The sequence below is a fragment of the Aliidongia dinghuensis genome (genome assembly GCF_014643535.1).
Lineage (GTDB): Bacteria > Pseudomonadota > Alphaproteobacteria > ATCC43930 > CGMCC-115725 > Aliidongia > Aliidongia dinghuensis.
In genome coordinates, this window is record NZ_BMJQ01000003.1 from 468,933 (window position 1) to 489,717 (window position 20,785).

18 protein-coding genes are annotated in these 20,785 nt (G+C 67.3%); 7 read left to right on the plus strand and 11 right to left on the minus strand.

Annotated features, from left to right (window positions below; all coding sequences use genetic code 11):
- Positions 1-54: 54 nt before the first annotated feature.
- The 9 genes from tssG to IEY58_RS08050 form a co-directional block, all read right to left on the minus strand.
- Positions 55-1,122, minus strand: a complete 1,068-nt coding sequence (gene tssG, locus IEY58_RS08010) for a type VI secretion system baseplate subunit TssG (protein ID WP_189044367.1) — start codon at positions 1,120-1,122, stop codon at positions 55-57.
- Entirely contained in the window at positions 1,086-2,963 is a 1,878-nt protein-coding gene (gene tssF, locus IEY58_RS08015; RefSeq protein WP_189044376.1) for a type VI secretion system baseplate subunit TssF, read from the minus strand. The genes tssG and tssF overlap by 37 nt, the downstream gene beginning before the upstream one ends.
- A complete protein-coding gene (gene tssE, locus IEY58_RS08020; RefSeq protein WP_189044384.1) occupies positions 2,963-3,493 on the minus strand; it encodes a type VI secretion system baseplate subunit TssE in 531 nt (176 codons plus the stop codon). The genes tssF and tssE overlap by 1 nt, the downstream gene beginning before the upstream one ends.
- A gap of 5 nt (positions 3,494-3,498) precedes the next feature.
- The gene (locus IEY58_RS08025; RefSeq protein WP_189044386.1) at positions 3,499-4,308 is read right to left on the minus strand and encodes a type VI secretion system accessory protein TagJ; all 810 of its coding nucleotides are present in this window, start codon (positions 4,306-4,308) and stop codon (positions 3,499-3,501) included.
- A gap of 152 nt (positions 4,309-4,460) precedes the next feature.
- On the minus strand, positions 4,461-4,946 hold the full coding sequence (locus IEY58_RS08030) for an Hcp family type VI secretion system effector (protein WP_189044388.1): 486 nt from the start codon (positions 4,944-4,946) through the stop codon (positions 4,461-4,463).
- Positions 4,947-5,021: 75 nt separating this feature from the next.
- Positions 5,022-6,515: a type VI secretion system contractile sheath large subunit gene (tssC, locus tag IEY58_RS08035; protein WP_189044396.1), complete on the minus strand. Its 1,494-nt coding sequence runs from the start codon at positions 6,513-6,515 to the stop codon at positions 5,022-5,024.
- A gap of 4 nt (positions 6,516-6,519) precedes the next feature.
- Positions 6,520-7,050, minus strand: a complete 531-nt coding sequence (tssB, locus tag IEY58_RS08040; RefSeq protein ID WP_189044405.1) for a type VI secretion system contractile sheath small subunit — start codon at positions 7,048-7,050, stop codon at positions 6,520-6,522.
- A 113-nt stretch (positions 7,051-7,163) separates the two neighbouring features.
- Positions 7,164-8,207, minus strand: a complete 1,044-nt coding sequence (gene tssA / locus IEY58_RS08045; RefSeq protein ID WP_189044413.1) for a type VI secretion system protein TssA — start codon at positions 8,205-8,207, stop codon at positions 7,164-7,166.
- Positions 8,208-8,375: 168 nt separating this feature from the next.
- Complete coding sequence (locus IEY58_RS08050) at positions 8,376-10,109, minus strand: tetratricopeptide repeat protein (RefSeq protein ID WP_189044415.1); 1,734 nt, start codon at positions 10,107-10,109, stop codon at positions 8,376-8,378.
- 371 nt (positions 10,110-10,480) lie between these two features.
- Here IEY58_RS08050 and IEY58_RS08055 point away from each other — a divergent pair, with 371 nt between their 5' ends.
- The 4 genes from IEY58_RS08055 to IEY58_RS08070 all read left to right on the plus strand — a co-directional run bounded on the left by IEY58_RS08055 (position 10,481) and on the right by IEY58_RS08070 (position 15,741).
- A complete protein-coding gene (locus IEY58_RS08055) occupies positions 10,481-11,506 on the plus strand; it encodes a YMGG-like glycine zipper-containing protein (RefSeq protein WP_189044417.1) in 1,026 nt (341 codons plus the stop codon).
- Positions 11,503-14,445: a caspase family protein gene (locus IEY58_RS08060; RefSeq protein WP_189044419.1), complete on the plus strand. Its 2,943-nt coding sequence runs from the start codon at positions 11,503-11,505 to the stop codon at positions 14,443-14,445. The genes IEY58_RS08055 and IEY58_RS08060 overlap by 4 nt, the downstream gene beginning before the upstream one ends.
- Positions 14,446-14,459: 14 nt before the next feature.
- Complete coding sequence (locus tag IEY58_RS08065) at positions 14,460-14,993, plus strand: DUF3617 domain-containing protein (RefSeq protein ID WP_189044421.1); 534 nt, start codon at positions 14,460-14,462, stop codon at positions 14,991-14,993.
- A 79-nt stretch (positions 14,994-15,072) separates the two neighbouring features.
- Positions 15,073-15,741, plus strand: a complete 669-nt coding sequence (locus IEY58_RS08070) for a TetR/AcrR family transcriptional regulator (RefSeq protein ID WP_189044423.1) — start codon at positions 15,073-15,075, stop codon at positions 15,739-15,741.
- A 40-nt stretch (positions 15,742-15,781) separates the two neighbouring features.
- Here the strand turns inward: IEY58_RS08070 and IEY58_RS08075 are convergent, their stop codons facing one another.
- Positions 15,782-16,819 carry a saccharopine dehydrogenase family protein gene (locus IEY58_RS08075; protein ID WP_189044424.1) on the minus strand — a complete coding sequence of 346 codons (1,038 nt, stop codon included), beginning with the start codon at positions 16,817-16,819 and terminating at the stop codon, positions 15,782-15,784.
- Positions 16,820-16,918: 99 nt separating this feature from the next.
- Between IEY58_RS08075 and IEY58_RS08080 the strand changes: the two genes are divergently transcribed.
- Positions 16,919-17,518: a TetR/AcrR family transcriptional regulator gene (locus IEY58_RS08080; protein ID WP_189044426.1), complete on the plus strand. Its 600-nt coding sequence runs from the start codon at positions 16,919-16,921 to the stop codon at positions 17,516-17,518.
- Between the two features lie 80 nt (positions 17,519-17,598).
- Here the strand turns inward: IEY58_RS08080 and IEY58_RS08085 are convergent, their stop codons facing one another.
- Positions 17,599-18,243 (minus strand): hypothetical protein, encoded by a 645-nt coding sequence (locus tag IEY58_RS08085; RefSeq protein ID WP_189044428.1) that lies wholly within the window; start codon positions 18,241-18,243, stop codon positions 17,599-17,601.
- Positions 18,244-18,699: 456 nt separating this feature from the next.
- Between IEY58_RS08085 and IEY58_RS08090 the strand changes: the two genes are divergently transcribed.
- A complete protein-coding gene (locus IEY58_RS08090; RefSeq protein WP_229743568.1) occupies positions 18,700-19,575 on the plus strand; it encodes a helix-turn-helix domain-containing protein in 876 nt (291 codons plus the stop codon).
- 114 nt (positions 19,576-19,689) lie between these two features.
- The gene (locus IEY58_RS08095; RefSeq protein WP_189044430.1) at positions 19,690-20,583 is read left to right on the plus strand and encodes an NmrA family NAD(P)-binding protein; all 894 of its coding nucleotides are present in this window, start codon (positions 19,690-19,692) and stop codon (positions 20,581-20,583) included.
- Positions 20,584-20,785: the final 202 nt, after the last annotated feature.

The following is a 20,785-nucleotide window of genomic DNA, read 5'->3' on the forward strand; positions in this document are numbered from 1 at the left end:
GCAGGTTCTTCCAAAAGGTTCCTGCTGTTTCGTGGCCATGGAGGGTGGGCAGTCTTAAGCGGCCCGCCCCAGCGGGTTCAGTTCCAGGTCTTGCGCATCGCGCGTCGGCGGCGAGGACAGGCCCCAGCTGGTCCAGCCGAGGCGGTTCCGGCCGCCGAGTTCGAACCGCGGGATCTCCTCGCGCCGGAGGATCAGCTTGATGTCCCAGGTGAGCTCGTCGCCCATGTAGAAGCGCACGAGCGGCACGAGCCGCGCCAGGCTCTCGCCGCCCGGCAGCAGTCGTTCATACTCTTCGAGGCTGAGCGGGCCGAACACGATGCGGAATTTGTGCTGGCAGCTCCAGACCCTGGCACCGGGAGCGGCCGACTGGCTGAGCGTGCCGCTGTCGGGCGTGGATCCCAGATGCCAGCGCAGCTCGTCGGGCAGCTTCATCCAGCCCGGCACGAATTCCTCGATCGCGACTGGCAGGCCGAAATAGCCGGCGAGGATCGTCTGCAGGCCGGCGGCCGGACGCGTCTGCGCTGCGAACAGCCCGGCATAATGCAGCCGCACCGCGTCCGGCAGCTCGTCCCGGTCGCGCAGCTCGCCCATGCCGAGGCCGAAGGTAGCGCCCAGGTAGCGGCCGAACGGGTCGTCGCCCGGCCGATCGAAGCTCACCGTCGGCTCGTTGATTGCCCAGGCCCGGTACATGAGCGACAGCATGCGGTGATGGAACAGGTCCATGAACCGCACCATGGTCGGATCGCCATGGTGGCGCTGCCGCTCGCGCGCGAACTCGGTCAGGTGCAGCGGCAGCGGGCCCTGCGGCCCGAACAGGCCGAAGAAATAGCTGGTGAGCCGCGGCAGGCCGCCGGGGCTGCCGGGCTCGAACGCGGCCAGCGTCGCGGGGGCGGCGACCAGGTGCGCCTCCTGCGCCAGGCGCACCGGATCCTCCGCCGCATGCTCGGAAGTACCGATGCGCGGGCGGTCGGCATAGAGATTCTCGAGCCGGCGCAGCGCCTGGAAGAAGCCGAAGCGATACGGCTTCTCGGCCAGCGCCTGCATCAGCGCAAGGCCATAGAGCGCGTCTGGGCCAGATGGCGCTTCTAGGCCAGATGGCGTTGGCCGGGTCGTCTCTGCCATCGCATGATCTCGCCTCTGGTGACCGTGCGGAACACGGTCTCGGTGAAGGAGTTGATCGACACATATTTCGCGAAGAACCGCTCGAGCACGGCCGCGAGCAGGAAGCCGCCGGTACCCTCGAACGCCTCCTCGGCGCAGGTGAGCGTGATCTCGAGGCCGCGCACGAAGGCGATCGGCCCCGGGTGGATCGCGCGCCGGACGACCGGCCGGCTCGTGACCGAGCGCACGCCCTCGATCTGCTTGCGCACGCTGGGCTCGCCCAGGTCCGCATAGAGCGCCAGAAGCTCGCGGAACGCCGCTGCCCCCTCCTCCGCATTCTTGTCGAGCAGGCTCAGGTAGTTGAGCGACAGATGGCTGATGAGGCGCCAGGTCGTGTCGCCCTCGGCGTGCGAGCGCCTGGGCCAGGTCGGGCCGGCGACGCAGCGGATCGTGTCGACCGGCGCGCCCAGCTGCATGGTGAAGTCGGTCGTCCCCTTGCCGACCGGCATCTCGAGCGGCAGATCGCGGTTCGTGCAGAGCGCCTCGATCGCCAGTTGCCGCAGGTCGTGCCGATAGGGCGCCTCGTCGGCGTCGACCAGGGAAATGAAGGTTTCGCTGCCGATGTAGGACGAGCGCGGGCCGCGTGAACGCTGCCGCATCGACAGCAGCCGCTGCTCGCGATGCACCGCGTAATAGGCGCGCCCCGGATCGCCGCCGCCGAGGTCGGTCGCCCCGAAGAACGGCCGGAATTCCTGCGTCACCTCGGTGCCGGCCGCGATGCCGCCGACCGACAGAACCCGGTAGACCTCGAAATCCATCGGCCGCGTCCGGTCGACGATGACGTGATGCTCTTCGGTCTGATCGGTGAGGTGGATCCGGTCGACGACCTTGGGGAACAGGTTGATGATCGGCGCGCAGAAGAGCGTGAAGTCGGCCGGCCCGATCGCGTGGTCGAGCCGCGTGTCGGCCCGCTTCAGCATGATGATGATGTCGATTTCGGTGTCGGCGCAGCGCCGGAAGCCCGGCGCCAGCCCCACGAGGTCGACGAACATGAAGCGGGCGGGACAGGCGAAATATTCGTGGAGCAGCCGGTAGCCGTCGAACGACTGGCCGCCGAACGGCAGCAACGCGTGATCCGGCTCGAAGCCCAGCGGCCGGACCGGCGCCGTGCGCACGATCTCCTGCCACGGCAACGGCCGGCTGGTCGGCCGCACCACCATCGCCTGGGCATGGGCGACGAGCGCCTCGTAAAGCCGCACCGACTTCTCGGAGACGTCGCCCAGGAACAAGGTCAGCCGGTCGAGCGGCAGCTTGTCGAACGGAATGCCGGCCGTGGTCCTGAGCCGGAGGCGGATCGCCGCCGGCGCGCCCTGGATCTCGCCGACGCCGAGCGTCGCGACGGCGCCGGGCGACGCCAGATATTCGAGCTCGGCCACTTCGAGCGGCCAGAGCGTCACGTCATGGCCGGTGCGGTACTCGCAGGCGGTCTGGTCGCCCTTGCCGAGCAGGCTCATGAGCGCCGTGCCGCGCGGGATCGGAAAGCCGTCCGCGAGCCCGCCTTCCGTCAGATCCGGGTAGAACCGCGCCACCGCCATCGACGGCGTCGGCTGCAGGTAGTGCGGATAGACGAGGTCCAGGAGATGCTGGGTGAAACGGGGGAAGCGCGCATCGACCTTGAGGCGGACGCGCGCCGCCATGAAGGCGAAACCCTCGATCAGGCGCTCGACGTAGGGATCCGCACACTCGAAGCTGTCGAGCCCGAGACGCCCCGCGACCTTCGGGAATTCCTTGGCGAACTCCCCCGACATTTCCCGGAAATGCTGCAGTTCCGTGTTGTAGTAGCGCAGCAGCTTCGGGTCCATCAGGCCCCCCTGGCGCCGTTGGCGCCGTTGGCGTCGATGACCTTGACCGAGCCCAGTTCGAGGTCGACCTCGGTGCGCAGATAGATGCGCTGGGATACCGGCTGGGCCCAGAGCTCGCCTTCGATCTCGAACACGACCGCGTTGTGCGCCATCAGGTCGGGATCGATCAGCAGGCGGACCTTGAGCGTGTTCTTGAGGATCCGCGGCTCGAACGTGGCGATCACCTGGCGCAGCCGCCGTTCCATATCGCCGGAGATCTGCTGGAAATTGGACGCCGTGAGACCGCCCAGCGCCGGCGTGCCGAAATTGACGACGGAATCGGCGGCATGCGGATAGGGATCGAGGTCCTGGACCGTCGCGAGATTGGTGCAGTTGAGGAGCCAGGCGAGATCGCGCAGCACACCCTCGCGCAACCGCCGGAGCGACAGCACGCGCTGGTCGCGCGACTCCTGCTTCTCTTCCGGCGCCATGTCGATCAGCCGGTCCAGCAGCGACGGCTGCAGGCGTTCCTGCTGGGTGAGCTCCGCCATGCCCGCTACGCGCCTGGCGCGTCGATGACGATCCGGCGCACGTCCATGATCGGATATTCGCCGGTGTCGGCCGCGAACATGCGCTGCCCGAGCCCCGTGAACATCTCCTCGCCCTCATCGACCCAGTCCGTGCGCCGGGCAAGGCGCAGGGCCGTCTCCTCCGCGCGCTCCGATCCCGGATAGCGCGTCGGCAGCAGGGCGACCGTCTCGCCGCCGGTCGTGAGCGTCAGCTGCGCCGGCAGCCAGACGACGTCACGCAGATCCTGCGGCGCTTCGATCTCGATGCGCTGCAAGCGGTTGAGCGGCAGCCAGTAGTAGCGGCCGTTGACGATCGCCTCGATCATCGGCCCGAGCCGCACGTCGGCGTCTGCGAGCCAGGCAAAGGATTGGGTGTCGAACCCGGCGCCTTCGATGGCGCCGGTGCTGGTTGGCGCCAGCTCGAACGCCTCGGCGCGCACCTCCTGGGACTGTGCCACCGCGCCATTGGCCGACAGCCTGAGCGCTTCCAGCAGCAGCGCCATCCAGCGCTCCGGCTCGCCGAACAGCAGGGGCGAGCGCTCGCCGGCGAAGACAGCCGCCCGCAGCGCCTCGCATTGCAGCGCTTCCCGATAGGTCTGCACCATGGGCAAGGCACCCGCGTCAAGCTCGCCCACGACCTTCAACTGAGTCAGCGCCCGGTCCCAACTGCCCTCGACCGACAGGAGTTGGAACAGAAAGGTCCTGAGATGGGCGTTCGATGGGTCCTTGCGAACGCGTCCCTGCAATTCCGCCAGGGTTTTCGAGAGATCGCCTTCGCGGAGCAGGTCTTCAAACATGCGGTCCCCCTTCCCCAGCACGCGGTCCGACCCAACCGGCCGGATAGAACGAAGCCGGCGGCGACCATCGCCGCCGGCCTCGCATTCTCGTCATCATCCTGTCCCGGCAGCACTTCCCGATCCTCTTGGGACCGGGAAGCGCGGTTATGGGATCAGACCTTCTTGTTCTCTTCGATGTTCCACTTGGCGTACTTCTCGGCCTCGCCCGAGCCGTCTTCCTTCTGCTCGGTGTAGCCGTAGGAGAATTCGGCGAAGTTGAGCGTGACGTTCTCGGTGAGGCGATCCTCGCCGCCCGAGCCGCCCATCGAGATCGAGCTGACCAGGATCTTCTTGAGCTCGAGCTTGATGTACTCGAGCGGCTCCTTGCCGCCCGACTTGCGGACGGTGAGCGTGCCGGTCGCGACGTGCTCGCCGCTGGAGCAGTTGAGCATCAGGGCGTTCGAAGACGAATCGATATACTTGGTGACCGAAATGTCCTGGAAGTTCGCCTTGCCCGAACCGCCACCGCCGCCCATGTGGAACGTGCCGCTGTTCGAGATGCCCCAAGACCAGGCGAGAATGTCGATCTCTTTCTTGTGAACGGAATCCTTGGCCTCGCCGTCAATACCGTCCAGCTTCAAAAACATATCTACGGCCATCGTCGTCTCCCATTGCGCTAATTATGAATAGAGTACAAGTGCGCGACACTCAGCGAGTGTCGCGCGTGTCACATGTCAGGCGGCCTTCGCCGACGGCAGCTTGGAGACCAGCCGCAGCGAGACGGTCAGGCCTTCGAGCTGATAGTGCGGACGAAGATAGAATTTCGAGGTGTAATAGCCGGGGTTGCCCTCGACTTCCTCGACCACCACTTGCGCCGCCGCAAGTGGCTTCATGGCCTTGGTCTCCTCGCTGGAGCGGGCCGGATCACCGTCGACATACTGGGTGATCCACTTCTGCAGCCAGCGCTGCATGTCCTCGCGCTCCTTGAAGGAGCCGATCTTGTCGCGGACGATACATTTCAGGTAGTGGGCAAAGCGACAAGTAGCAAAAAGGTACGGCAACCGCGCCGCAAGATTGGCGTTCGCGGTGGCATCCGGATCCTCGTACTCGGCAGGCTTCTGCAGCGACTGGGCGCCGATGAAGGCCGCGAAGTCCGAATTCTTCTTGTGGATGAGCGGCATGAGCCCCGCCTTGGCGAGCTCGGCCTCGCGCCGGTCGCTGATCGCGATCTCCGTCGGGCACTTCATGTCTACGCCGCCGTCGTCCGTCGGGAACGTGTGCGTCGGCAGCCCCTCGACCGCACCGCCGGACTCGATGCCGCGGATGCGCGAGCACCAGCCGTAGAGCTTGAACGACCGGTTGATGTTGAGCGCCATGGCATAAGCCGAGTTGGCCCAGACATATTTGCTGCTGTCCGCGCTCTCGGTCTCTTCCTCGAAATCGAATTCCTCGACCGGGTCGCTCTTGGCGCCATAGGGCAGACGCGCCAGGAAGCGCGGCATGGCGAGGCCGATATAGCGCGCGTCCTCGGACTCCCGGAGCGAGCGCCAGGCGGCATATTCCGGCGTCTGGAAGATCTTGGTCAGATCGCGTGGATTGCTGAGCTCGGCCCAGCTATCCATCTGCATGAGCGACGGTGCCACGCCGGAAATGAACGGCGCGTGCATCGCCGCAGAGATCTGCGCCATCGAAGACAGGAGCTCGACGTCCGGCGGCGAATGATCGAAATGATAGTCGCCGACCAGGCAGCCATAAGGCTCGCCGCCGAATTGGCCGTATTCCTCTTCGTACATCTTCTTGAAGATCGGGCTTTGGTCCCAGGCCGTGCCCTTGTACTTCTTCAGGTTCTTGGCGAGATCCTTCTTGGAGATGTTCATCACCCGGATCTTCAGCAGCTCGTCCGTCTCGGTGTTGTTGACGAGATGGTGCAGGCCGCGCCACGCCCCCTCGAGCTTCTGGAAATCCTCGTTGTGCAGGATGAGGTTGATCTGCTCAGTCAGCTTCTGGTCGATCTGCGCGATGATCGCGTTGATCGTGTTGACCACGTCCGCCGAGATCGTGATCGAGCTGGCAAGGGCCTGCTCGGCCAGCGTCCTGACCGCGGACTGGACCGCCGACTGCGCCTCGCTGCTCTTCGGTCGGAACTCCTTCTCGAGCAGGTTGGCGAACTCGTTGAACTCGATCGTTTGGGCCGCGCCCTGCGCGGCCGCGCCTTGCAGCTCGGACATTGGCTTATTCCCCCGACCCGGTCGATGACGACTCTGCTTCCGTCTGCTTCGGCGCCGACGCCAGCGCCTGCAGCAGCGCCGGATCGGTCAGCAGCTTGCCGATCAGTTCCTCCGCCCCCGTCTTGCCGTCCATGTATGTCACGAGATTGGACAGCTGGCTGCGCGCCTGGAGCAGCTGGTTGAGCGCGCCGACCTTGCGGGCGATGGCGCCCGGCGTGAAGTCCTCCATGCTCTCGAAGGTGAGATCGACCTGGAGATTGCCTTCGCCGGTCAGCGTGTTCGGCACCGAGAACGCGGCGCGCGGCTTCATCGCCTTCAGGCGTTCGTCGAAATTGTCGACGTCGATCTCGACCGCCTTGCGGTCGGCGACCGACGGCAGCGGCTCCGTGGGATTGCCCGAGAGATCGGCAAACACGCCCATGACGAAGGGCAGCTGCACCTTCTTCTGGGAGCCGTAGAGCTCGACGTCATACTCGATCTGGACGCGCGGCGCCCGGTTGCGGGCGATGAATTTCTGACTACTTGCCTTGGCCATGTCCGCCTCTCTTCCCTGGGTTTCTCGGGTATTTGGCCAGTGTCAGGCGCTTGAACCGCGCGGGCACCGTCCCTTTGCTTTTCCGTCGATTATCCGCAGGCGCCGCCACGGCCTCACTCCTCCGCGGCCGGGCCGCTGAATATCTGGGCCTTGGTGACCGCGTCGGGGATGAGGTCCTGCAAAACGTCCAGGAAGCTCATCGGCGCCAAGCGCTTCGCCCGCCGCAGCAGCAGCGGGACCGGGCTCGACGGCTCGTAGCGCGCATAATATTCGCAGAGCCGGTCGAGCGTCTTGAGAACATCTTCACGGTTCGAAATCTGTCCGGGCACCGAAATGCCGCCGGCCGGGCGCGGCGCCGCCGGCGCCGCCCCGTCGACCTCGTCCGCTACCGCTTCCTCGGCCGGCACCACTTCCTCCTCCTCGCGGATACCGCGGGCTTCGAGCCGCTGGGTCATCACGCGCGATGCCTCGCGCAGCACGGCGCCGAGTGCGGAGAGATCGGGCGCGTTACTGGCACCCACCTGGTCGGTAATGACGTTCTCGATGCCGCGAACATCGTCCGCGGCACGGCGGATAGCGTTCGCCGTCTCCCGCAAAGCGTCGACCGCGGCCTCGAGGAAGGCCCCGTTGACCGCCGCCTGGTCTGCGCGCCCTTCCTCGCCGCCCTCGGCAGCAATGTCGCGCAGCCCGAACCGGCCGAAATTGCGCGAACTCACCAGCGGCGTCTCGCGCAGCGGCTGGAGGAAGCTCTCGGGATCGCACAGGCCGGCAACAACGTTGACCCGGAACGTCGGGTCGTTGTCGTCGTCCGGATCGAGCTGTGGATGGAGCCCTTCCCAATAGCGCCCCAGCACGCCGTGCAGCAGCGCAAGGCCGCCCGCGAAACCCGTCACGCCGTCGAGGCGGAGGGACGCGCGCAGCAGCTGGTCGTAGACCCGCAAGTCTTTCGTGCGTTCAAGCAACTTGAGCGCGAGCCGGCGCACCTCGACCCAATCCGGCTCCTCACCGGGGATGATCGTGGTGCCGAACTGCTGCTCGGCCTTGGGCTTCGCCGCCTGTTCCAGCGCGATGAACGCAGCGTCATATTCCAGATTCTCGCCGCATGGGGCGTCCGGACTGATCTCTGCCAGCAGGTGCTCGATATCAAAAGCCGCCACGGTCAAACCGAATTGCGAGAGAAAGATCAAAAAAAGCGGAGACAGGACAAGGACCCGATTCGGGCAGATCGTTCGTTTCTGCCACAACCTTGTCACTAAGCGTTTTCAATATTTTGAGGCTATCCTGAGTGCCCCGCCGTGTCAATGTGAACGGGTGTGGCCACACGATTAACGCGAGGTTTTTTCGGCCAGGACGATGTGGCCGACGACCGGCCGGCCGCCTTCCGTCCTGAGGGGCTCGCGCCACCAGTCGACAAGCCCGAACCCGGCGGCGGCGAGGCAGCTGCGCACATAAGCCTCGGTGTGCTGATACCGCCCCGACGGCGCCAGCATGTAGTCGGTCCCGCCGTCAGCCCCTGCCTCGAGCGAGAAGGCGAACCGCGCGCCGTCGCGCAGCGCCACCGCCGTCGCCGCGAGCGGCGGTGCGAGATCGCCGAAATAGATGAGTGAATCGGCGGCGACCGCGAGGTCGAACGCCGCGGGCCGGCCCGTCAGGAAATCGACCAGATCCGCCCGGACGAGCTCGCTGTAAAGCGCGCGGCGCCGCGCGCGTTCCAGCATCTCCGACACCAGGTCGACGCCGACGAGCGTGCCGCAGAAAGCCCGTACCGCCTCGGCGCAGAGGCCGGTGCCGCAGCCGAGATCGACGACCGCGAGCCCCTGGTCGTCCGTTCTGGCATGGGCCTGCAGCAGCCGGCCGATCAGCTGCGGCGCGCGATACTCGAGGCGCTCGAGCTGCTGGTCGAACGTCTTGGCGAAGGCGTCGAACGTATCGACGATGTAGTCGGCCGAGCAGCGGTCCGGAACATCGACGCCGGAAACAGCGGCCAGCATGTGCCGCGCAACCGGATGGTCCGGCTGGTCCCGGCACCAGTCGGCGAAGAGCGCATGCGCCTCGTCCGAGCGGCCGACAGCAAGGCAGAGGACGCCGAGCGAGAAGCGGGCGAGCGGCAGGGCCGGATCGAGCGCGATGGCGGTGCGCTGCGCCGCCATGGCCTCCTCGACCTGTCCCGCCTTCTCGAGCGCGATGCCGTAATGCAGCTGCGCCGGCGCGTGGCGGGGATCGATGCCGACGGCGGTGTGCAGGATGCCGAGCGCCTCCGCGCGGCGGTTGAGCGACAGAAGCGCCACGCCCAGCCGATCAAGCAGCCCCACATCGCGCGGGCGAAGCTCGAGCGCTGCGGCGTAGTAGCCGAGCGCCTCCTCGTCCCGGTCGAGAACGACAAGCAGGTCGCCCAGCGCCTGAAGCACATCGACGTCGGGACCGTGCAGGTCGATGAGCCGCTGATAGGCCTCAATCGCCGCCAGCCGTTCGCCGGCCTCGGCCTCGAGCTTGCCGAGGTTGGCGAGCGCGTCGGCATAGCCGGGCCGGAGCGTCAGCGCCGCCCGATAGGCCACACGCGCTTCGTCCGGACGCTTGGCCCGGCGAAGCGCCGTGCCGAGATTGTTGTGGGCCTCAGCGTAGTTCGGCTGGAGAACTATCGCCGCCTGATAGCCGTCGATCGCCGCCTCGAGGCGCCCCAGTTGCTGCAAGGCCACGGCCCGGTGGTTGTGCGCCTCGGCAAGGTCGGGGCGCAAGGCGATGGCCTGGTCATAGGCCGCAAGCGCCTCGTCCATCCGGCCGGCCCCGCGCAGTGCCGCGCCGAGCGCATGATGGACGGACGCATTGCCGGGCGCCGCCGCGGCCGCCGCCTCGAGCAGACGGGACGCCTCGTCGAACCGTCCCTGGACATGACGCAGCGCGCCCAGAAGGTGCAGTGCCGCCGCATGGCCCGGGTCCGCGGCGAGAATGCGCTCGTAAAGTTCAGCGGCCTCGGTCAGCAGGGCCGCCTTGTGGAAGGCGGTCGCCTGGACCAGCCAGTCCCGGATCTGCATCTCCACAGCCGCCGCGTCGCTCAGCATCGATCCTCCCCCCGATCGTGCGCCCATTCGACCCTAGTCCGGTGACGCGCACCGGTGACCGCGTTCACACCGCAACAGGGGCCGAGCCCCCTCGCCCGCCTGCAACGCGGACGCGACTGTCTCAGGGAATTGACCCACGCGCAATCATGGCGAGGCGTCATTCTCCTCGTGCGGCTCTCGCTGTGAGCCACCTCTCACGAACCGTCATCGATTTCAGTAAGAATGACCGCCGACAGACGGACGAGCGCCGGGATTGCGTACCCTGGTATACTGGCGCATCTTCCGTCCTGGTCTGTTCGCTTGCTCATATTCGTGCCCGGCGGCGGCTCGGCCGATACCGCCGCGGGGCGCCACTTTACGATGGTGTCGCGATGGCTCAGCACAACAAGAAAATTGAGATTGCCCGCCGGGGTGTCGCCCTCGTCGCGTCGCTCGCCGTCCTGAACGGCTGCGCCGCGGCCGGCATCAGCACCCAGAGTTCCCGCATCGGTGCGGACGATGGCACGGATTCCTGCCGCCAGCAGCTGGTCGCCCTCGATTCGACCGGCGATTTCTATGCCGAGGATATCCTGAAGGGTGCTGCGATCGGCGGCCTCCTCGGCGCCGCGACCGGCGCGCTCTTCTCAAAGGACGTGAAGGGGGCGGCGATCGGCGCCGCGGCTGGTGCCGCCCTCGGTGCTGCCGGCGGCTACTGGACGGCGGTGCGCCAGCAGCAGCGCGACCAGGCCGGCATGTTCAACCAGGTCCAGGGCGACCTCGCCCGCGAGAACGCCCAGATCGACAAGACTCAGCTCGCGTTCGACCAGTTGATGGATTGCCGCTTCCGCCAGGCCGGCCAGATCAATGCCGCCTATGCCGCCCATCAGATCGACCGCCCGACGGCAGTGGCGCAGATGGGCGTCGTGCGCCAGCGCGCGCAGCGCGACCTGGCGCTCGCCCAGAAGATCAACGGCCAGATCGCACAGCGCGGCCAGCAGTTCGACGTCGCGGCCGACAACCTGGCGCCGAGCCCGGTGCCCGCCTTCGTCTCGGCCGAGTCCTATCCGGCGAAGCCCGCGACGATGCGGCGTGCCGGCACGCTCAAGCTGCGTCCGGACCCGGCGGCGCCCGACATCGCCCAGATCCAGGCGAAGCAGCCGGTGACGGTGACGGTCAAGCGCGGCGACTATGCGCTGGTCCAGACCGACACGGGCGCCCGCGGCTATGCTCAGGTCGCCGACCTGCAGCAGGCGGGATCGCGGTCGGTGCCGGTCAGCGTGCCGAGCGCCCCCGCGGCTACGAACGGCAGCGACGTCCGCACGCTCGACGGCAGCAACGCCGCCCGGCGCGACGCCTTTGCGCAAAGCGTCGCCGTCTCGGAGACCGCGGTCGCGAGCGGCTTCGAGGTCGCCGGTTGATCCGCGCGGCACTCGCGGTTCTTCTGGCGCTCCTCTGGCCACTGGCTGCAGCCACGGCCGAGGAGCCGCCGCAGACGCCCTACCTGCGCATCGAGGCGGGCGGCCATACCGGCGCCATTCCGCGCCTGGCGGTCGACGCCTCCGGCCACCTGATGGCGAGCGCCGGCTTCGACAAGACGGTCCGGCTCTGGTCGCTGCCCGACGGGCGCGAGAAGGCCGTGCTGCGCCCACCGATCGGCCCGCGGGAGGAAGGCGAGATCTATGCAGTCGCCCTCTCGCCCGACGGCCGCCGCGTGTTCGCCGGCGGCGCCACCGGCGGCAGCTGGGGCAACGGCTTTTCGATCTATGTGTTCGACGCGGACAAGAGCGTGCTCACGAGCCTCCTGCCCGGCCTGCCGGCGCCGGTCAGCGATCTCGCCGTCGCCCCCGACGGCACGCGGTTCGCGGCCGGCCTGATGCAGGGCGGCGTCCGGGTCTGGGACGCCACGAACGGCAAGTCGCTGTTCGAGGACCGGTCGATCGAGGGCCCGGTGCGCACGGTCTTGATCGACCGGCAGAACCGGCTCTATGCCGCCGCCGCGGACGGCAAGGTCCGGGTCTATGGCGCGGACGGCAAGAAGCTCGTCGAGGCACAGCCGGCCCCAGGCTTGAAGCCCTGGGGCTTGGCGCTCTCGCCCGATGGCGGGCTCCTGGGCGTTGCCTATGAGAATGCCGACAAGCAGGGCCGGCTGCGCGTCGACGTGCTGAACGCCCAGAGCCTGAAGCCTGTGTTCACGCCCGATACGACCGGCCTCAAGGGCTCGGGCCTGCTGGCGCTTGCCTGGGCCGCCGACGATCGCGGCGGCGTTCAGCTTCTGGCCGGCGGCTACGCCCGCAGCGACAAGGGCAGCGGCACCGGCAATGAGGCCGCCAACGTCTTGCGCCGCTGGAGCGACTTCGGACTGGGGCCTGCCGTCGACCTGCCGGCCGCGGGCGACACGATCCGGCACATTCTGGCCGTGCCCGGCGGCGGTGCCGTCTATGCGACCGAGGATCCGGGCTGGGGCCGCATCGGCGCGGATGGCAAGATTGCCCGCAAGCCGGAAGCGCCGCTTGTCGACCTGCGCCCGGCGCGCGGCGGCCGCTTCGCCGTCTCGGCCGACGGCCAGACGATCGAATTCTCGACCGGCAAAGGCACGCTCCAGTTCGATGCCGCGAACCGGCAATTGACCAAGGCCGCGGACAATGCTCCGGGCCTCGCCGGACCACGGCTCACGGCACCGGGGCTCGCCCCGAGCGGCTGGCAGGATTCGAACGCCCCGCGGCTTGGGCCGGCCGCGGTCGCGCTCGACAAGGCGGAGTTCGCCCGCGCCCTCACCATCCTGCCGGGCGACGAGCGCGTGCTGATCGGCACGGACACGCATCTGCGCCTGGTCGGGCGCGACGGCAAGCCGATCGCCGCGGTCGAGGTGCCGGCCGCCGTCTGGGCGGTCAGTGCGAGCGCCGACGGCAAGGTCGCGATCGCCGCCCTGCTCGACGGCACGGTTCGCTGGTACGGGCTCGAGGCCACTGCGCCGCTCACCGAGCGCGCGGCGCTCTTCATCCATGGCGACGGCGCACGCTGGATCCTGTTCACGCCCGAAGGCCTGTTCGACCATGCCGACCGCGGCGGCGACGATTTGATCGGCGTCCATCTGAACCGCGCCCACAATCAGCAGCCGGAATGGGTCAGCTCGTCCCAAGCCTATCGCACGCTCTATGCGCCGGCCGCGGTCCGCGCCCGGCTTGCCGGCGATCCCGGGCCGGCCCGCGCGCACCTGGCCGAACTCGGCGACATCCGCGGGCGCCTGGCCCGCCAGCCGACGGTCGAGGTCACCGGCGCCTGCGTGCCTGCCGCCGGCGGCTGCACGGCCGTCGCGTTCGGCGCGCGGCACGAGGCGGTGCTGCCGCCCGGCGCCGGCACGCTCCGGCTGCATCTGAAGCTGGGCGACCGCGGCCTCGGCGTGGGCGCCATCGATGCCTTCGTGAACGAGCGCAACGCCGGCCGCTTCCCATCGCCGCCCCTCGCCAGCAATGCCGGGACCGCCGATATCGACGTGCCGCTCGACCCCGGCCACGACATCGTCCAGATCCGCGCCTACGATGGCGGCAACAGCATCTTCGCCGAGACGCCGATCCTGGATTTCTCGAGCGCCGAGGAGGCGTCGGGCGACCAGCGCGGCACGCTCTACGTGCTGGCGATCGGCATCGATCGCTACGCGCTGCCGAACCTGGCGCTGCATTTCGCCGTGGCCGACGCGAAGACCTTCGCCGACAGCATCAAGCAGTCGTCCGCCCCGCTCTATAAGTCGGTCGATCTCACGCTCTTGACCGACCAGGAGGCGACCAGGGCCGGCATCCTTGCCGCGTTCGAGCGCCTGGCCCATCTGGTGCGCAGCCGCGATACGTTCCTGTTCTATGTCGCGAGCCATGGTGTCGCGAGCGACGATGCCCATCGTTTCCTGCTGGTGCCGCAGGACGTCGCCGACATCTCGTCCATGGGGGCACTGGCGCGCGGCGCCATCGACGAGACGACGCTCGTGACCGCGCTCTCGCGCATCCAGGCACACGATGCGCTCCTGTTCCTCGACACCTGCCATTCCGGCACGGTGACGGCCGACGACCTCGCGAACGTCGGCCACGAGAGCGGCCGCTATATCCTGGCGGCGTCGAGCTCGGTGCAGGAGGCGCTCGACAGCTATGACAACCGGAACGGCGTCTTCGTTTATGCGTTGAACGAAGCACTGCACGGCCGGGCCGGGCAGGACGCCGACGGCGACATCGGCGCGCTGGCGCTTGGGGAATATGTCTCCAAGCGCGTGGGCCAGCTGGCCCGGGAAAAGGGCCACGAGCAGGATGCCGAGTTCAAGGCGGCACAGAGCGAGCTCCGCTCCTTCCCGGTCGGCAAGATCCTGCATTGAGGGGAAGATACGGTATGACGAAGCGAGGCATCATCCTTCCGGCCACGATTCTTGCGCCCGCCTTGGCGGTACTGGTCTCCGGCGCCGCGCGCGCGTCGGATATCCCGCTCGACACCGGGCTCTGGGAGATGCAGGTGACGACGACCATCGCCGGCATCACGATCCCGCCGGCGATGCAGGAGAAGATGAAGAAGCTGGGCGTCAACCCGCCGGGCGGCACGCCGACGTCGAGCACCCGCCAGATGTGCGTGACCGATGAGACGCTCGCCCGGTTCGGCGAGCCGAACCAGGGCGGCAAATGCCGTCAGGAGAACGTCCAGCGCAGCGCCAAGGGCCTGTCGTTCGACCTCGTGTGCGAAAGCCCGCAGAACAACGGCCACGGCCATGTCGACGTGGTGTTCGACGACCGGACCCACGTCCATGGCACGGTGAAGATGTCGGGCGTCCGTACCGACAGCTCGGGCAACACCATCCCCCTGTCGGTTGACGCGACCCAGACCGGCCACTGGGTATCGACCGACTGCGGCTCGGTCAAGCCGATGAACTGACCCGCCGAACTGACCTCGTAACTGGCCGGTTACGGGCGCCCTTGCACCGGCGGCGGCTTGCGGTCACGGTGTCGGGACCATGACGAGCCTGCTCGACACACCGCCTGACGTCGCCTCCCCGGAGCCCGAGGCGCCGCAGCGCCATGCGGCGCAGCGCGGGCGCATCCTCGACGCGGCCCTCGCAGAGTTCGCCGAGCGAGGTTTCGCCGGCGCGCGGGTCGATGCGATCGCCGAGCGGTCCGGCATCAACAAGCGCCTCATCTATGCCTATGTCGGCAACAAGGAGGCGCTGTGGCTCGCCGTGCTCGAGCGGGTCTACGAGGAAATGCGCCTCAAGGAGCGCGCACTCGACCTGATGCGCCTCGAACCTGAGGACGGCATGGTGGCACTGGTGCGCTTCAATTTCCGCTACCACGCCGACCATCCGGAGTTCCTGGCGCTTCTGAACGACGAGAACCTGCAGCGCGGCCGGAACCTGCAGCGCTCGACCCGCGTGCGCGAGATGTATTCGCCGCTGCTGGCCATGCTCGGCGACCTGCTCGCGCGCGGCGAGGCCAAGGGCGTATTCCGCCCCGGCGTCGACCCGATGCAGCTCTATATCTCGATCGCGGCCTTGAGCTATTTCTACTGCTCCAACATCCACACGCTCTCCGCCATCTTCGGCCGCCCGCTCGCTGCCCCCGACGAGATGCGGACGCGCGAGCAGCATGTGGTGGCGGTGGTGATGGGCTATTTGCGGGCGGCGTGAGGCGCCGGGCACCTGACGATTTGGTGAGGGCCGGCAGCGGTCACGCCCCCATCATTTCGAACGCAGGGTGATCGAATGCGAGCGCCGCCAGCACGTCCCTGGCATCCAGGATCGCGCCGGGCGCGTGTGCCCCCACACTGCTGAACTTGCCCTCGAGCAGGCGCTCGGCCACCTCACAGACGAGCGGCGCCGAAAAGGCGTAGATGTCCCGTCCGCGCGCGGCGATACGGCGGCTCTCTCCAGCGCGCTTCACGACGGCATCGACCACGAAGCGCTGCGGCGAGCGTCCCGTCGCATCCGCCGGCTGCGGGGCCGGCGTCGCCGGATCGCGGATATCGCTGAGCGCGATGCGGCTCAGATAGGTGTGGAGCTCGGCCGTCTTCACATGCCGCGCGATCAGGATGATCTCGGAAAACGGCAGTTCGACCACGGCCTGACGGCCGAGCGGATCGCCGAACTCCCAATGCTTCTCGGCAGCAGGCAACGGGAGGGGCGCCAGTTGTCCGCCGGTGACCACCAGGCGCCGCGCAGTGTTCCGCTCGCCCGTGATGCGCGTGCCGCGCGTCGGATGCCAGCTGTCGAGACCGATCATGATCTCGATCGCCTCTGCGCTGTCCCAGTCGCCGAGCGCGGCCGTGACGAGCAGATCGGCGAAACCGCCGTAGAATCCCATGGCAGGCATGACAACGACGCCCGCATCGCGCGCGGCGGCATCGTAATTGTCGAGCACGGCCCGCGCACTCGGCTGCTCGGCAGTGACGTCGAGATAATGGATGCGGGCGCGCAACGCCGCGGACACCACGGCGCCCGCCGTGTCGAGAAAGGGGCCTGCGCAATTGATGACCGCCCAGGCGCCATCAAGCGCCCGATCAAGCGACGCCGCATCATCGACCGATGCCCGGCGGCAGACGATCCCCTGGTCGTGGAAGTTTGCGTCGAGTGCCGCCGCGTCGCGGCCAATTGCGATCGGCGCGATCCCGCGGCGCTGCAATTCCGCGACAACGAAGCGACCCGTGTGCCCCGTGGCACCGACGACCGCTACGGCCGGTCCGGTCGCTCGCCTGCTGTTCGTGCTCATTCTTGCCTCTCACGCTACAGACCTGTTTGTTCTATCGATACGTACAGGTCTGTAGCGTGTCAAGCATGGATGTGCTAAAGAGCCGATCGGGAGACACCAATGCCGAAGACCGCCGTGATTTCAGACGCTCACAGCACCGCCGACGTCCGGGCGCGAATTCTCGAAACCGCGAGCATGTTGTTCTACCGGCACGGCGTGCGGGCGGTCGGCGTCGATCTCGTCGTCGAGAAGGCCGGCGTGGCCAAGACGAGCCTCTACCGGCATTTCGGGACCAAGGACGATCTCGTCGCCGCTTTTCTCGAGCGCGAGGACGAGGATTTCTGGGGGACCTGGGATCGCGTCGCCGACCGGCATCGCGACGATGCCATGGCCGAACTGGGCGCTCACCTCCAATGGATCGGCGAACGGGTCGGGCGCACCAATTACCGCGGCTGTCCGCAGATCAACGTTGCCGCGGAATTCCCCGAGATCGACCATCCGGCGCGGAAGGTGGCCGCCGCCCACAAGCGCCAGATGCGCCTGCGGCTGAAAGCCATTGCGGAGCGACTGGGCGTCGCCCGCCCGGATGAACTTGCCGGCCAGCTTGCGGTACTCATCAACGGCGCTTTTGTGAGCTCACAGCTCTTCGAACCCGGCGAGTCGACGCCCCTGCTCCGCCGCGCGGCGCAGGCGCTGATCGAGGCAAGCCGCTACATCTAAGGGGTGACGCCATAGAAAGGACAGGAATTCACGCTAAGCTGACAAAACGAGAATTCAGGCTGCGATCGCATGAGGGCGCGCTAACCATAACAGCATAGCACCCGGTCGGAAGTGATCCCGAAGCCACAAAAACCACCATCTATCCTGATCTGGATGATGCGATTTTCCCGAACTCCAGCGTTGATAAGCATTTTTATGTATTCGCTATAAAAATCAAAATCATTCAGGTTGGAGTGAGCATAGATCACGTATGCTTGATGGACAGGTATCTTGAGATGGGCGAGCGCCTTCTCGATATCGCCATCTTCTCCATCCGACTTTTTTTCTTCGGTTGCAGCGCTCGTGCGCGAAGGCCTCAGTATGCCTCCTGGCGCATGGTGAACATAAGCTCTAGTTCCAAAATTGGTCCCGTCCACATAGATGACTGACGCGCAGCTATTCAGCGGCCCAGCGACAAGGGACTTATCGTCCCCGGCAGCCCTTCCGACGGCGTTGCCCTGCGCTACGAGTTGAAACCCGGTAGGAGGGAGTGGAAAGTCGACGGAGCTCATCGCGTTCTCTGCCAGATAAGCGACGAGGTCCTCGGGCGTTCTCCCGTGAACGACACCATTTGTTGGTCGTGTTACCGTCTCCATGCGGGTGGAGCCGTCTACCGTTCGAACCGTCTTCTGAAATGTTACCTGCTTCGGAGCCTGTATCGTATGCCCGCCGATCCTCTTCCACATGGCCGCCCTCGTCGAACAAATCGATGGTGCACGATGTCGATCGTCCGATGCAGATCATCATGCCGACCAGAGAAGCCTGACACAATCAGAGCGAGAATGCGGTGTGAATACGATCACCTAATTGTCTCTCGATAGCGCTTCCATGAACACCTTCGAGGACCTTCTTGCCCTTCCGCCAAGGAAATAGTCCGTGATCATCGCGCCATGATGGTGACGGCAAGCCTGCCACTGTGATCTGTCTCATCGAATATGCGCCGACGCTGATGACTTCGCGCCCGTCTCGATTAATCTGCGCCGGGTCGCCCCCAATTCGAGCCAGCCGCCGCCGCTGGTCTCATGGAATTTGAGCCGATGCGGTCCAGAATCTCGCGCCAGAATCTCGCGCCGGAGCGCAGTTGATCTCAAGCCGCTATACTTAGGCTAAGCTGTTTGTCTTGATATCCCGCAAGGTAGTCGATGGCTTCTCTCATGCAACGGCCGGCAACTCTCCGGGCTTCTCCGTCCGGCGCGATCATTCTGTCGAGCGAAGGCCACGGCTGGGCGGGCCTCCATTGCGAGTTGCGCCGGGTCGAGCCGGGACTCACAAGGGTCCCCGGCTCGGCCTGGCATCGGCTCGGCATCCATTTCGGGCCGGCGGTCAATGCCGATTGCCGCTGCGACGGGCAGAGGCACCGAAGGGTGCAGGCCCATGGCGATATCGACCTCGTGCCGGCCGGGCTCGACGGCGAATGGGCGGATGATCGCCCCTGCACCATCTTCCGTATCTCGCTGAGCCCGATGCTGCTGGCACGGGCGGCCGATGAATCCAGCCTCAACAGCGGTCGAGCGATTCTGGCGCCTCGCTTCCAGATGCGCGACGAGCGCATCGAGCATATCGCCTGGGCGCTCAAGGCGGAGTTGGAGGCGCCGGCGCCCTCCGGCCGCCTCTATGCGGAAAGCCTGGGGATCGCGCTTGCGGCGCGCCTCGCCGAGGGCGCCGGCGTGCGGCCGCTTGTCTCTTCCGGCGAGCTGACCCCGCGGCAGCGTCGGATCCTTGTCGAGTTCATCGAGAACAACCTCGACCGGGAACTCGGCCTTGCCGAGCTCGCAGCCGTGGCCGGGCTCAGTTTGACGCAGCTCAAGCTCCTGTTCCGGCAGACCATGGGTCAGCCGGTCCACGGCTATGTGATTGCGCGCCGGGTCGAGCGTGCGCGGGCCCTGCTCGCCGGCGGCCAGATGGCGATCGCCCAAGCGGCGCTGGCGGCGGGCTTCGCCCATCAGAGCCATCTGGCACATTGGATGAGACGCCTGTTGGGCGTGAGCCCGCGCGAACTCATCCGGCAGTCGCGATGAGCGGGCAGCCCGATTTTCCCGGCTGAATCTGCTCAAGATCGGGCCGCCTCTGCGCGACCGGCCCGCGGCTGCCAGGCATCCTCGTCCGGTATCATCAAGGGCGGAGAGACGAGGATGTACGTGATCTTAGGCGCAACGGGCAAGGCCGGGCGGGCCACAGTGGCGGCCCTTCGCGCGAATGGCGCCGCCGTCCGCGCCGTGGTGCGCGATCTCGCGCGCGCCGAGGGGCTCAGCGCACTAGGCTGCGAAATCGCCGTTGCCGATCTGAACGACCCGGCAGCACTCCGCGCGGCATTTGAAGGTGCCACGGCCGCGCAAATCATCTGCCCGGTCCCGTTCCGTGCCGATGACCCGGCAGCGGAGATGCGGCGGACCATCGACACGGTCGCAGGCGCGCTCGCCGCGGCCGCCGTCCCGACGGTGCTCGCCATCTCGGACTACGGCGCCGAGCTCGCCGCGGGCACGGGCGTCACGCTGGCGTTCCATCATATGGAGGTGCGGCTCAGCGCATTGCCGGCGTCGCTCACGTTTCTGCGCTCGGCCGAGCATATGCAGAACTGGGTCCGCGTCATTGCCGTCGCGGCCGAGACCGGCATCCTGCCGATGCTCCACCACCCGGTGACGAAGCGGTTCCCGACCATCTCGGCACCGGATCTGGGGCCGATCGCGGCGGCGTTGCTGACGACGCCGGCTGACGGCACCGGGGTCGATGGCGCAGGGCCGCGCATCATTCACGCCGAAGGCCCGCGCCGCTACACGGCCGAGGACGCGGCGGCAGCGCTCGGCCGAATCGTCGGCCGCCCGGTCGTGGCACGGGAGCTGCCGCGCGCCCAATGGATGGCGACGTTGGAGCGCGGCGGCCTCAGCCCTGGCTATGCCGCGCTCGTGAGCGAACTCTACGACGCACACAATGCCGGGCAGATCGACGCCGAAGCGGGGGTCGGCGAGCTTCGCCGCGGCACAACGGACCTCTCGGCCGTCTTCGCGGCACTCCTGTCGTCCCGCTAAGCCGGCCGCCGCGGGCGTTTCGTCAGCACGCATCTCACACCCGGCGCTTGTTGAGGGAGATGCGGACGAGCCCCTCCTCAACCGCGTCGACCGCGCTGACGGCAATGTGCTCAGCCATGAGGGTGCGGGCGTCTGCGGCCGAGACGAAGCCGCCTCCTACGTCACCGGCGCCACGATCGCGGTCGACGGCGGTTACACGGCG